Below are 13,338 nucleotides of genomic sequence, written 5' to 3' on the forward strand. Positions count from 1 at the left end.
TTCCGACGAGCGTCAGGGCGCGACCCCGGCGACCACGGTGTCGAGATCGGCGGATCCCCCGCGCCCCAGGGTCTTCCCCGCGTCGATCGTCAAGGCGATCTCCGAGCTCGACGGCACCACGTCGCGGCGTCGCCGAGAGCGCGAGCCACCGCGGTCGGCGCGGAGTGCGGTGACCGCGGTGGCGATGTCGTCCGCGAGCCGGCGGGCGAGGACGTCGGAGAGGTCGTTGCGGCAGACGATCCTCGCGACGGTGACGTCGGCCTGGTCGGACGGGAGTGCGTAGGTGGGCATGAGCCAGCCGCGCCGGCGGAGGCGGTCGGCGAGGTCGGTGACGCTGAAGCCGGCGTGGTCGTGGGTCGTGAACGCGACCACGGGCAGATGGTCCGCGGAGGAGATCACCCGCAACTCGGGGACCTGGCAGAGCTGGGCGGCCAGTGACTGGGCGAGGTCGCGGCAGCGTTGCACGACAGCGCGGTAACCTTCCGCACCCAAGCGGAGGAACTGGTAGTACTGCGCGATGACCGGCGCGACAGGCCGGGTGAACGACAGGGTCTGGGTCGACATGCGGCCACCGGTGTAGTCGGTCGAGAACCCGAGCTCAGCGGGCACCACGCCGGGGTCGCGCCACACGATCCACCCCAGCCCCGGAGCGACCATGCCGTACTTGTGCCCGGACGTGTTGATCGAGCTCACCCTGGGCAGCCGGAAGTCCCAGACCAGCGCGGGGTCCAGGAACGGTGCCACCATCCCGCCGGAGGCCGCATCGACGTGCACCGGCACGTCCACGCCGTCGCGGGCGCACCGCCGGTCCAGCGCGGCGCACACCTGCTGCACCGGTTCGTAGAAGCCGTCGTAGGTGGTGCCCAGCACGGTCACCACGCCGATGGTGTTGCTGTCGCACGCCTCGGCCGCAGTGTGCGGGTCGATGCCGGAGCCCCCTTCGGCCACCGGGATCTGCCTCGCTTCGACGTCCCAGTAGGCGCAGAACTTGGCCCAGCAGACGTGCACGGCGGTGCTCATGACCAGGTTGGGCCGCTCGCGTGAGCCGCTGGTGCGGGAGCGCCACAGCATCAGCATCGCCAGCCCGGCGAGCATGCAGGCCTCGCTGGAGCCGCCGGTCGACGTGCCGACCGCGCTGTCCGGATCTGGAGCGTGCCACAGATCGGCGAGCGCGGCGACGCACCGCTGCGCCAAGTCGGCCGTGTGCAACGGCTGCACACCGTCAACGGTGTTGTGGTAGAGGAACTCGGCCATCAGCCGTTCGGCTTCCGGTTCCATCCCGGTGGTGATGAACGTCGCCAGGTTCAGCTGTGGCCGCACGTCCGGGCGCAGCTCGTCCTGCACCGCCTGGTATGCCGCGCCCGCCGTCATCGGCTCCTGCGGCAGTCGCCAGCCCGTGGGATTTCCTCGCAGCTCAAACATCACACACCCCAAACGAAGATCGAAGGAACATCAGTCGGCCGCCTTCTCGAAGCCCTTCGGCAGCGGCACGGGAACGGTCGAGGAGAGCAGGTTCTCCGCACGCAGGTCGGACCAGACGCCGGCGGGCACCTCGCCGGCGGCCATCGCGACGTTCTCGGTGACCTCCGCCGCCGACCGGGCACCGACGACGACCGCCCGCACCGCCGGATGCCCGAACGGGAAGTGCAGCGCCGCCCGCGGAAGCGGGACGCCGTGCCGCCGGCAGATCCCGGCGATCCTGCGGGCCCGCGCGACCAGCGCGGCCGGTGCCGTCGTGTAGTCGTGCGTGGCGTCGGCCGGGACCTCGTGGCGGGCCAGCAGCCCGGAGTTGAAGACGCCGGCTGCCACGACGGAGACGCCCCGTTCCGCGCACAGCGACAGGAAGTCCGCGGTCGCGGCGTGTTCGAGCACCGTGTACCGGCCGGCCAGCATGACATGGTCCAGGGGATGCGCCAGCACGAACCGCTCCGCCACCTCCCACCGGTTCACGCCGACGCCGATCCCGCGGACCACGCCCTGGGCCTTCAGCTCCGCCAAGGCCGGCAACGCCTCGCGCAGGACCTGCTCGCTGTGGTCGTCCGGGTCGTGGACGTAGACGAGGTCGACCCGGTCCAGGCCGAGCCGGGCCAGGGAAGCCTCCAGCGACCGGCGCACCCCGTCCGCGCTGAAGTCCCACACCCGCCGGTGGGTCGCGGGCACGGCGAAGCCCTCGGCCAGGTCGTCGCCGCCGGTGGCGCAGGGCTCCAGCAGCCTGCCGACCTTGGTCGAGATGACGAACTCCGAACGAGGCCGCTCCGCGAGAGCTGCACCGAGCCGCCGCTCCGACAGGCCGAGGCCGTAGTGCGGAGCGGTGTCGAAGTACCGGACGCCGGCAAGCCACGCGGCGTCGACGGTGGCACGAGCGTCCACTTCGGACACGGGACGGTACAGGTTCCCCAGTGCGGACCCGCCGAGGCCGAGGCCGATGATCACGGTAGTTCCCACACGAACTTCGCGTCCGAGCGGCCCGAGTCGTAGTCGAGCGGAGCATCGAGGAACTCGTCCATCTTCTGCTGCCACGGGATGTCTGCGGGGTGCCCGTGCATCTGTTGCATCATGGCCGCGTAGTCGTCCACCTCGACGACGTGGAAGAGGTCGAGACCGCTGCGCCAGATCCGCCACGACCGCACACCCGCCGCGCGCAACGCCGCGTCGAGTTCATCGGGTATCCGGGCGTGCGCGGCCTCGTAGGCGGCTTCCTTGCCCGGCTTGAGCCTGGTGTGCAGGGCGACTGTCTCCATCGTGCCGGTACCTTTCGATCGGGTCGCTGGGGCCGCGGTCAGGGTGCGAGGGTCGTCGACGCGGCGGCGCGTTCGGCGCATTTCCGGGCCACCAGCGGTTTGAGGAACGCGAGCCCGGTTCGCGCGTCGTGGTCGGGGTCGATCCCGCGGCGGTGGAACCCCGTCTCGGCCGTGAGGTAGCCGTCGAAACCCGTGTCGAGCAAGGCGTCGACCAGGCCCTCCCAGTCCTCGTCACCGAGACCGGCGGGCAACCGGGTCTGCGTTCCCCGCGTGTCGGCGATGTGGATCTGGTGCAGGTCCGCACCCATCAGGTGGACCTGGTCGGTGAGCGACTCCCGCCGGTAACGGACGTGGCTGCAGTCGAACATCACCTTCACGTTCGGCCGCGCGATGTCCTCCATCAGCTCCATGGCGTCCTCGCCGCTCTCGCACAGGTTCGAGTTCTCCGCGAGCGGCTCGACCACCACCGTGAGGCCGTACTGCGCCGCGTCGTCGGCGACCCTGGCCAGGCATTCGCGCGACCACGCCCAGGCTTGCCGCCGCCGGGTGCCGAACACGACCCAGCCGGGCAGGTAGACCACCGCTGCGGCGCCCCACTCGGCGCACAGCTCGTTGATCGCCCGGTAGTGCTCCACAGTCGCTTCGCGTTCCTCGGCCACAGGAGAGCTCGGGTTGTAGCCGGGACCCCCGGTGGGCGCCGGGCCGATGCCCGAGACCTCGATGCCGTGGTCGTCGAGCAGGGCGCGCACCTCGCGCCGCCTGGCAGGGCTCAGGTACGGCGGATAGGCGTGCGGTGCGGCGGCCCCGATCTCGATGCCGTCGAAGCCGATCCGCGCCAGCCGCTTGACGGTTTCGTCCAACGTGTACGCGGGGACCCAGCTGCCGAAGCTGGAGTAGGACCAGGTGTGGTAGCCGAACTTCATCGCCATGAGCTTCCGCCTCTCGAAGGGTTCAGCGTTCGAAGAGCTCTCGGAGGTGCCCTCCGAGAAAGACGCCGTCCGGGTCCCAGGCCCTGCGCAGCTCCTGGAACCGGTCCCACTCCGGGTAGCGCCCGGCCAGCTCCCGGCCCGTCCTGAAGTGGACCTTGGCCCAGTGCGGCCGGCCGTCGAACTCCCACAGCACCGAGTCCACGGCGCGCAGCGGTGCGACCCACCTCTCGGGATCCCGCGCCGACACGGGGTGCGTCACGCCGATGTGGCAGGTGGGGGTCTGCCTGCTCGGGCTGAGCCAGCCGGTGTCCGCGGCGGTGAAGCGGACGTCCACGGGTGCGCTGACGCGCAACCCGCCTCGGCGGACCTCCCGGACCAGGGCGCGGATCGCGTCGGCCGCCCGGTCGAACGGGACGCTGTACTCGGTTCCCTGCACGGGCGGCGGGAGGTGGTGCAGCAGTGCGTCGTCGCAACGCAGGACCCGCGCACCGCTCCGCCCGGCAGCCACCGCGGCCGCGTAGTGCGCGGCGCCCGTCACCCGCGGCGGCCAAGAGTTGTTGCACAGCAACCCGAGCAGGGCACCGGGCGGTCCCGGTGGCGGGGTCGGTGGCTCGTCCGTCGGCGCGGCCTCCCAGACGATCGCCTGCGAGGTGTGCGGGTACCACCAGAAGCCTCCGAAGTGGACTTCCCGGAACGCGTCGAGATCGGCCAGCACTTCGGGCAGCGGCCTGCGGTGGACGACTTTGCGCAGCCGGTGGCCGGGCACGACGGTGAAGGTGAGGTCGAGGACCACACCGAGGCACCCCAGGTGCACGCGGACCCCGTCGAGCTCCGGGGCGTCCTGCGTGATCGTGCGCACCCGGCCGTCCGCGGTGAGGATCCGCGCCGCCACGACGTGGCTGGAGAGCGTGCCGTGCCGGGGACTGCTCCCGTGGGTGGCCGTGGCCACGACACCGGCAACGGTCTGCTCGTCGATCGCGCTCTGGTTCGGCAACGCGAAGCCCGCCGCGGCGAGCTCCCGGTTCAGCTCGCGCATCGTCGTGCCCGCCTTCACCCTGACCGTCATGGCCGCCGGGTCGACGGCGACGACACCGCGGTGGTGGCGCAGGTCGACCAGCGTCCGGCCGGTCGGTGCGACGAGGTCCGCGTAGGAGTGCCCCGACCCCACCACGCTGATGCCACGTGCGCGTGCGGTGTCGTCGAGCACGATGTCGCGCAGCTGGTCCGCAATGTCGGGAGCGAGGAGGCGGTCCGCGATGTCGGGAGCGAGGAGGCGGTCCGCGATGCCGCGGACCGCCCCGCTCCAGTTGGACCACGCCGTGCGCCGGTGTTCCCCGGTGGTGATCTCCGGTCCTGGTGTCGACCGCGGTGCGTCGGCCATCCCTACCTCGTGGTCAGCCGCTCGGCGAACTCGTCGGTCGTCATCCGCTCCGCCTGCCGCGACTCGAAGTACCACTCGGTGAGCCGCTTGAGGCCGGTGTGGAACGGCACCTCGGGCGTCCAGCCGAGCCGCTCGAACGCCATGGCCGCGGACGCGACCCGGTTGTAGGGGCCGGTCGGCTTGTCCGGCAGCGGCTTGATCTCCGTGTCGGCCTGGCCGGTGAACTCCAGGATCATCCTGGCCGCCTGCCCGACCTGGATCGGCTCCTCGGTGCCCAGGTTGATCGCGCTGCCGTCGTGGACGCGCTCACCGGCGAGGACCAGACCACGCACGATGTCCGTGACATAGGTCCAGTTGCGGATCTGCGTCCCGTCACCCCAGACCTCGAAGGGTTTCTGCTGGATGAACGCCCGGCCCACCATGGCGGTCAGGGCATGGCTTTCCGGGCAGCGCTCGCCGTAGACCGTGAACAGACGGCACGACACCGACGGGAACCCGAGCTCGCTGTGGAGCGCGGCGAGCCGCTGCTCCGTCATCAACTTGGCCCAGCCGTAGATCCCGTCCGCGTGGAAGGGCGGCCCCACCTGGGGTTCGGTGAGTCGCACCTCCTCGTTCACGTCGGCTTGGAGGTCGACCGGGTAGACGCAGCCGGAGGACGCGAAGACGAAGTTCTCCACGCCCTCGTCGACCGCCGCCTGCGAGACCACGCCGTCCAGGACGAAGTTGCGCGAGCACGCGGCCTGGTGCAGCTCGATGAACCCCCGTCCCCCGTGGATGGCGGCCAGGTGGAAGACGACGTCGACCCCGCGCATCACCTCGGCGGCGAGCCGCGGGTCGCAGAGGTCGCCCCGCACGAACTCCCACGCGGACTCCGGAACGGCGCTGAGGTTCTCCAAGCGTCCCGAGCTGAGGTCGTCAGCGACGCGCACCCTGGCACCGGCACTGACGAGGTGCTCCACCAGGTGCGATCCGATGAACGAGCAGCCACCGGTGACCAGCACTCGTTTGCCGCGCCAGAATTCCTGCTGGGTCATGAGGAATTTCCATTCGTGAGATCGGGCTGTCGTGTTCTTCTTCGCAGCTGCCTGTGGGAGTTCTCGACCAGCAGCCGCCCGTCGGTTGAAGGGAGTGTGTGACAGCCGGCATCGATCATCCAAAGCCCGTTCCAGCGCTCGGGATGGAATTCCGGCCGGGCCAGACGAAGCGGAGTTCGTCCCACCGAACGGGACGGGAGGTGGTCCGGTGCGCAACAGGTCCATACCTTCCACCGGGAATGCGATCATCGGAAGGCGGAGGACGATGCCTGGACCGCTCAACCCCGTGCAGTCGGACGCACTGTCCGCACCACCCGTGCTCGACTGGCGCGACGGCCGCGGCGCCGGGGGCCACGCGTGGGTGCCGGAGGAGCTCTACCGCGAGATCCTGGAACGGATGCCCGTCGTCTGCGTCGACACGCTCGTGGTCCGCGCAGGCGAGGCGCTGCTCACCCGCCGCAGCCAGGAACCCCAGGCAGGCTCCCTGTGGTTGCAGGGCGGCCGCATGCGCAAGGGCGAGCAGCTCGCCGAGGCCGCGGTGCGCACGGCCGAGCAGGAATCCGGGCTGAGCTTGACCCTGCGCGGTGTGCTGGGGACCTTCTCCACCGTCTTCGAGGCGTCTGCACACGGCAACTCCCCCACCCACACCGTCAACGTCACTTTCCTCGCCCACGCCGAGCACGACGCCCGGCCGCGGGTCGACAGCACGCACGACGACTTCGTCTGGTGGCCGCTGACGGAGCCCACTGGGAACGCCTACCTCGACCAGCTCTTCGTGCTGGCGACGGAGCAGCTGGGCGTCGCCGGGCGGAGCTGAATTCAGTCATGTCGCGCTTCGGTGAATGTGCGGGATATTCCAGGATTGAACAAAGGCGATTTCGTCAGCCGACCCAACGGTTGGAACGCGAGCTTCTTGCTTTGCCGCGACGTCATTAGCTTCGACTCCAATCCCTGCTCTGCCCGTTCACGGGCGCGTCGAAACGGAGTCCTCGGTGTTCGCAGTGCATGTCAATCCTGATGATCTCGGCCGATTCGCTGGATCGAGCGGCGATCTCAACCCGTTGCACCTCGACGCGGCCTACGCGTCCAGGAGCGGGTTCGGCGCGGAGGTGGCGCAGGGCGCGCTCACCGTCCTCCACGCGGTGGCGGGCCTGCCCTCGCAGGACGCTGCGGCGGTGCGGCGTGTCCGGGCGCGCTTCCACGCCGCGGTCTACCCGGCGCAGTCGTACTCGCTGGACGTGGCACGCGCCGGGAACGGGGGTGTCCGGCTCGAGGTGTCGGACGGTGGGCAGCCGGTCGCGACCGTCGACCTCGAACTGGATGGCACGGGCAGCGCCGAGGTCGGCGCGGTGCGCGTGGGGTCGGGAGAACGCAGGCAGCAGGCCGCTGACCGCGTGCCGGCGGAACTCCAAGTGGGACAGACCATCCCAGTGTCCTACCGCAGCGATCCCGGCGACTTCACGAGCCTGCTCGACCGCATCGGCAGCGGTGTGCGGGAAGAGGTCGCGCGGCTGCTCGGCTGGGCGAGCTACCTGGCGGGCATGGAGGTCCCCGGCCGGCAGTCGCTCATCTCCTCGCTGACCGTCGAGCTCGACCCGGCCGCGACCGGCGACGGCTCGGTCCAGGTCACGGCCGTGGACGAACGTCGCGACATGGTGCGGTTCGGCGGCGCCCTGCCCGGTCTGGGGCGCGTCGAGCTGGCCGTCGTCGCCAGGGCCGTTCCGGCCGAACCGAACGCGCACGTCCTGGCCGCCGCCCTCGCCGGTCAGGACGTCGACCTGGAGGGCAAGGTCGCCGTGGTCACCGGTGGCAGTCGCGGCTTCGGTGCCGCGTTCGCCGCCGCACTGGTCCTGCGCGGTGCGCACGTGTACGTCACCCACCGCCGGGACCCGGGCTTCCCGCCGGACCTGCTGGCCGGCCTCGGAGCGGCCGCCGAGCGCCTGCACGCGGTGCGTTCCGACGCGGCCGACCGCGGCGGGTGCGCACGGCTGCGCGACCACGTGCTCGCCCAGGAGGGCAGGCTGGACCTGGTGGTGCTCAACGCGTTCCCGAGCTTCCAGCCACTGTTGCCGGGGCCGGACACCGCCGATCGCGCCGCCGAGTACGTCACCTCGGCCGTCACGGCGGTGTCCGCACCGCTCGCCGCTCTGGCCGAGCCGCTGTCGACGGCCGGTGGCCGGATCGTGCTCGTGTCCAGTGACGTGGTCGCCGGCGCCGCACGGACCTGGCAGCACTACGTGGACGCCAAGCGCCGCTGCGAGGAGCTGCTGCGCACGACGGTCAGCGGGCACCCCGGCCTCGGCGGGCTCGTCCTGCGGCCCCCGAGGATGGACACGGGGTTCTCGCCGACGGTCCGCGGGGTCGTCGACGGACTCGCCGTCGAAGCGGTCGCCGCGGCCGCGGTGGCCGGGCTCGGTCGGATGAGCGCCGGCCGGGTCGAGGTGCTGGAGTCCTTCGCACCCGCACCCGCAACTGAGCCGCCGATGGCGGATGTCGCCGTGCTCGCAACCGCACACTCGTCCGAGACGCCGGCGGCGGACGTCGCCGTGCTCGCCGTCGCCGCGACCTTCACCACCGACCCGCTGGCGGAGCCCCTCGCCGCGTGGTGCCGCGACCTCGGTCTCGGCCTGCGCCCGGTGCTCGCGCCGTTCGGCCAGGTGTTCCAGGAGCTGCTCGACCCCACGAGCACCCTCGGGTCCGCGCGGTCGGGATGTGCGGTGGTGCTGGTGCGCTTCGACGACTGGCCGGCCGAGGAGACCGAGCGCACCCTGCGCGAGCTGGCCGAGGCCGTGCGGTCGTTCGCCGGTCGGGCCCGCGTCCCCCTGCTGCTCCGCATCTGCCCCAGCCCGTCGGCCCCCGGCGCAGACCCGCGCCAGCAACGGCTTTTCGCCGATCTGGGCGACACCTCCGGGGTGCACCTGCTCGGCGCCGAGGACTGGCACGGTGGCACCGATCCCGGCGACGTGCACGACGAGGCCCGCTACCGCATCGCGCGCCTCGCCTACACGCCGGCGGGCTACGACGCCCTGGCCACGGGGATCGCCCGCTCGGTGCACGCCCTGCTCGCCCGGCCGTTCAAGGTGCTCGTCCTCGACTGCGACAACACCCTGTGGGCGGGCGTGGCCGGCGAGGACGGTCCGGAAGGGGTTCAGCTCACCGGCGGTCACCGCCACGTGCAGGAGTGGGCCGTCGCCCTGCGCGAGCGGGGTGTGCTGCTCGCTCTCGCCAGCAAGAACGACCCGGAGACCGTGGACGCGGTCTTCCGCGCCCGTCCCGAGTTCCCGTTGCGGCTCGACCACGTCGCCGCGCGGGCGATCGGGTGGGATCCCAAGCCCGTCGGCCTGGCGCGGCTGGCTGCGGAGCTGAACCTCGGCCTCGACAGCTTCGTCTTCCTCGACGACAACCCGGTGGAGGTCGGCCAGGTCCGTGCCGCGTGCCCCGGCGTGCTGGCGCTCACCGTGCCCGCCGACGAGGAGGACATCAAGCCGTTCCTGCAACGGGTGTGGGCCTTCGACCGCCTGGTGGTGACGGAGGAGGACCGCGGTCGCGCTGCCGCCTACGACGCCAACCGGGACCGCGGTGAGCTGCGCCGGTCCTCGTTGACCTTCGCCGACTTCATCGCAGGCCTCGACCTGGTCGTGGACATCGCGCCCGCGACGGAGGCGGACCTGCGCCGGGTCGCGCAGATGACCCAGCGCACCAACCAGTTCAACTTCAGCACCGTGCGCAGGCAGGAGAACGAGCTGCGCGCCCTGCTGGCGGAGCCGGGCGTGCGCTGCCAGGTGGTGCGCGCCACCGACCGCTTCGGTGACCACGGCGTGGTGGGCGCGGTGATCAGCAGGCAGGACACCGACGAGCTGGTCGTCGACACGTTCCTGCTCAGCTGCCGGGTGCTCGGCAGGGGCGTGGAGCACCAGGTCCTGGCGTCACTCGGGTCGGGGACGTCCGCGAAGATCCGCCTGCCCTACGTGCCCACGGCCAAGAACGAGCCTGCTCGTCGTTTCCTCGACAGCGTCGCCGGCGGAGCACCGGCGGCCGGGGGCACGGACTACCTGCTGACGGCGGAGCAGGCCGCCGAGGTCCGCTTCGACCCGGAGTCGGCCGTCCTGGCGGACGATGCCCCGGAGACTTCCGCGGTCGCGGTGGTCGACGCGGGACCGCGCCTGAGCACGCTCGCCGCACTGGCCGAGAACCCGGCCGGCGCGCGTGAACCCGGCGAGGCCGCGGGTGCCGAGCAGCAGGACGCTCTCGCGATCGTGGTCGACGCGCTGACCGACGTGCTCGCACTGCCGCAGGGAGCGTTGACGGCGGACAGCGCGTTGGCCGAGCTCGGTGCCTCGTCGCTCGCGCTGGTCGAGGCCGCGGTCGCGTTGCAGGCGCATTTCGGTGTCCTGGAACTGGAGGTGTTCTACGAGCACCGCACCGTCGGCGACCTCGCCGCCTCCCTCGGCCCGGTCGTCCACCGGCCGCAGCCGTCCGCCGCGGCTCCGGCGGAGAGCGTGGAAGCCCTCGTGGACGGTCTGGTCCGCGGTGCGCGGCAGGCGCTGGAGGCGTTCCACGCGCTCGGGCAGGAGCAGGTCGACCACATCGTGGCGAAGGCGGCGCGTGCCGCCGCCGCGAACCACCTGGACCTCGCCGTGCTGGCGGTCGCCGAGACGGAGCGCGGGGTCGTCGAGGACAAGGCGGTGAAGAACCTCTTCGCCGCGGAGCACGTCACCAACAGCATGACCGGCCTGCGCACCGCGGGAGAGGTCCGCCGCGACGAGCTCACCGGCCTGGTGGAGATCGCCGAGCCCGTCGGTGTGGTGTGTGCGATCACGCCGGTCACCAACCCGACCTCGACCGTCGTGTTCAAGGCCCTGATCGCGCTCAAGACCAGGAACCCGATCATCTTCGCCTTCCACCACCTGGCTCCCCGCTGCGGTGCCGAGGCGGCCCGCATCGTGCGCGACGCCGCCGTCGCGGCCGGTGCGCCCGCGCACTGCGTGCAGTGGGTGGAGACGCCCAGGCGTGCGGTCACGCAGGCGTTGATGAACCACGACGGCGTCTCGCTCGTGCTGGCCACCGGCGGCAACGACGTCGTGCGCGCCGCGCACTCGGCCGGCAAGCCGGCGATCGGCGTGGGAGCGGGAAACGTGCCCGCGTTCATCGCCGCCGACGCCGACCTGGCCCGCGCCGCGCACGACGTCGTCCTGTCCAAGAGCTTCGACAACGGCATGACGTGCGCCGCCGAGCAGACCCTGCTGATCGACACCGGGGTGTGGGACCAGGCCGTGGACAGCCTGCGGACTCGGCACGCGCATGTGTTGACCGCGCAGGAGAAGCGCGCGCTGGAGGACTTCCTGTTCGGCCCGGACGCGCGCAGGGACGGCAAGGTGTCCGTCAACCCGGCCGCCTCCGGCCGTTCGGCGCACTGGATCGCCGGCCGCGCCGGGTTCAGCGTCCCCGAGCACACCACGCTCCTGCTCGCCGAGGTCGGTGACATCGGCCCGGACGAACCGCTGACCAGGGAGAAGCCGTGCCCGGTCGTGGCGCTGCTGCGCGTGACCGGAGCCGAGGAGGGCATCCGGCGGGCCGCTGAGGTCGTCGAGTTCCACGGCAGGGGCCACACGGCGGTCGTGCACACCGCCGACGAGCGCCTGGCGGAGCGGTTCGGCAACGGCGTCAAGGCCGTGCGGGTGGTGTGGAACTCACCTGCGGCGCAGGGCGGTATCGGTGACCTCTACAACGCGTTCCTGCCGTCGATGACCCTCGGTTGTGGCAGCTACGGCGGCAACTCGGTCTCCGGCAACGTCACCGCGGCGAACCTGCTGAACATCCGCCGCATCGCCCGTCGCAACAACAACATCCAGTGGTTCAAGGTGCCGCCGAAGATCTACTTCGAGCCGAACTCGATCCGCTACCTCGGCGAGATGGCCGGGGTGCACCGGGTGAGCATCGTGACCGGTCGCACGGTGGCCAAGCTCGGCTACGCGGACAAGGTGCGCTCCGTGCTGGCCGCCCGCTCCGAGCCCGTGGCCGTGCAGCTGATCGACTTCGTCGAGCCGGAACCGTCGCTGCAGACCGTGCAGCGCGGCGCGGAGATGATGCGCGAGTTCCAGCCGGACACCATCGTGGCCATCGGCGGCGGGTCCTCTTTGGACGCCGGGAAGCTCATGTGGCTGTGGTACGAGCACCCCGAGGTCGACTTCGCCGAGGCGAGGGGCCGGTTCGCCGACATCCGCAAGCGCCTCTACCGCTTCCCCGAACCGGAGCGCGCCAAGCTCGTGTGCGTGCCGACGACCTCGGGCAGCGGTTCGGAGGTGACCCCGTTCGCGGTGGTCACCGACCGGGAGACGGGCCGCAAGTACCCGCTGGCCGACTACGCGCTGACCCCGAGCGTGGCCATCGTCGACCCGGTGCTCGTGCGCTCGCTGCCCGCCGGGCTCGCCGCGGACTCCGGGTTCGACGCCCTCACCCACGCCACCGAGGCGTACGTCTCCGTCTACAGCAACGACTTCACCGACGGCCTGTGCCTGCAGGCGATCAAGCTGATCTTCGAGAACCTCGAGGACTCCGTGCTGCTGGGAGCGGAGAAGGCCCAGGAGGCCATGCACAACGCGGCGACCATCGCCGGCATGGCCTTCGGCAGCGCGTTCCTCGGCATCGTCCACGCCATGTCGCACACGCTCGGCGCGACCTTCGGCCTGGCGCACGGCCGGACCAACGCGCTGTTGCTGCCGCACGTGATCCGCTACAACGGACAGCCGCCGTCGAAGCTCACCGGCTGGCCCAAGTACGAGAACTACCAGGCACCGCAACGCTTCCAGCACATCGCCCGCACGCTGGGACTGCCCGCCGCCACGCCTGAGGAGGGGGTGCGCTCCTACGCCGCCGCGATCGAACGGCTGCGTGCGGCCGTCGGGCTGCCCGCCTCGTTCGCGGAGGCGGGGGTGCCCGAGGCGGCGTTCCTGAGCTCGCTGCCGCAGCAGGCCCTCAACGCGTTCGACGACCAGTGCGCTCCGGCCAACCCCAGGCAGCCGGTGCTGGCCGACATGGAGGAGCTGATGCGCACCGCTTACGCCAACGGGGCGGTGGACCTGGAAGACGTGCGCGCCGCGGCCCACGGCGGTCGCTGAGCGATCCCGGTGGGTCCGCCCGTGCGGACCCACCGGGATCGTCGTGTTCCGAGACGTAACTCGTGTGGTCACGTCTCGTTTGGGTTGTCCGCGACGTGATCGCTGAGGCAGACACGGGGGTCTAGGCGGGCAGTG

General features: G+C 71.5%; 8 protein-coding genes. 2 read left to right on the top strand and 6 right to left on the bottom strand.

Translation table 11 applies throughout. The features are described 5' to 3' along the window. Nucleotides 1–12: 12 nt before the first annotated feature. The 6 genes from gad to BMY74_RS23655 are packed head-to-tail and all read right to left on the bottom strand — an operon-like array spanning nucleotide 13 to nucleotide 6,085. Complete coding sequence (gad, locus tag BMY74_RS23630) at nucleotides 13–1,422, bottom strand: glutamate decarboxylase (RefSeq protein WP_089919714.1); 1,410 nt, start codon at nucleotides 1,420–1,422, stop codon at nucleotides 13–15. A gap of 30 nt (nucleotides 1,423–1,452) precedes the next feature. After that, nucleotides 1,453–2,433, bottom strand: a complete 981-nt coding sequence (locus BMY74_RS23635) for an aldo/keto reductase (protein ID WP_218159710.1) — start codon at nucleotides 2,431–2,433, stop codon at nucleotides 1,453–1,455. Next, on the bottom strand, nucleotides 2,430–2,741 hold the full coding sequence (locus BMY74_RS23640) for an L-rhamnose mutarotase (protein ID WP_089919555.1): 312 nt from the start codon (nucleotides 2,739–2,741) through the stop codon (nucleotides 2,430–2,432). Before BMY74_RS23640 ends, BMY74_RS23635 begins: the two co-directional genes overlap by 4 nt. A 38-nt stretch (nucleotides 2,742–2,779) precedes the next feature. Then, a complete protein-coding gene (locus BMY74_RS23645) occupies nucleotides 2,780–3,664 on the bottom strand; it encodes a sugar phosphate isomerase/epimerase family protein (RefSeq protein WP_245786320.1) in 885 nt (294 codons plus the stop codon). 28 nt (nucleotides 3,665–3,692) lie between these two features. Then, complete coding sequence (locus BMY74_RS23650; RefSeq protein ID WP_089919562.1) at nucleotides 3,693–5,051, bottom strand: D-arabinono-1,4-lactone oxidase; 1,359 nt, start codon at nucleotides 5,049–5,051, stop codon at nucleotides 3,693–3,695. 2 nt (nucleotides 5,052–5,053) lie between these two features. Next, complete coding sequence (locus BMY74_RS23655; protein ID WP_089919565.1) at nucleotides 5,054–6,085, bottom strand: NAD-dependent epimerase/dehydratase family protein; 1,032 nt, start codon at nucleotides 6,083–6,085, stop codon at nucleotides 5,054–5,056. Nucleotides 6,086–6,350: 265 nt separating this feature from the next. On the opposite strand from BMY74_RS23655, the gene BMY74_RS23660 reads away from it, so the two are divergent. Beyond that, the gene (locus BMY74_RS23660; protein ID WP_089919568.1) at nucleotides 6,351–6,902 is read left to right on the top strand and encodes an NUDIX domain-containing protein; all 552 of its coding nucleotides are present in this window, start codon (nucleotides 6,351–6,353) and stop codon (nucleotides 6,900–6,902) included. A gap of 175 nt (nucleotides 6,903–7,077) precedes the next feature. Further along, a complete protein-coding gene (gene adhE, locus BMY74_RS23665; RefSeq protein ID WP_089919570.1) occupies nucleotides 7,078–13,203 on the top strand; it encodes a bifunctional acetaldehyde-CoA/alcohol dehydrogenase in 6,126 nt (2,041 codons plus the stop codon). Nucleotides 13,204–13,338: the final 135 nt, after the last annotated feature.

Source organism: Lentzea albida (genome assembly GCF_900111005.1).
Lineage (GTDB): Bacteria > Actinomycetota > Actinomycetes > Mycobacteriales > Pseudonocardiaceae > Lentzea > Lentzea albida.

Excerpts from the sequence above, each read along its gene's own strand:
- BMY74_RS23650 (WP_089919562.1), bottom strand. The coding sequence starts at position 5,051 with ATGGCCGACGCACCGCGGTCGACACCAGGACCGGAGATCACCACCGGG.
- gad (WP_089919714.1), bottom strand. The coding sequence starts at position 1,422 with ATGTTTGAGCTGCGAGGAAATCCCACGGGCTGGCGACTGCCGCAGGAG.
- BMY74_RS23660 (WP_089919568.1), top strand. The coding sequence starts at position 6,351 with ATGCCTGGACCGCTCAACCCCGTGCAGTCGGACGCACTGTCCGCACCA.
- BMY74_RS23645 (WP_245786320.1), bottom strand. The coding sequence starts at position 3,664 with ATGAAGTTCGGCTACCACACCTGGTCCTACTCCAGCTTCGGCAGCTGG.
- BMY74_RS23640 (WP_089919555.1), bottom strand. The coding sequence starts at position 2,741 with ATGGAGACAGTCGCCCTGCACACCAGGCTCAAGCCGGGCAAGGAAGCC.
- BMY74_RS23655 (WP_089919565.1), bottom strand. The coding sequence starts at position 6,085 with ATGACCCAGCAGGAATTCTGGCGCGGCAAACGAGTGCTGGTCACCGGT.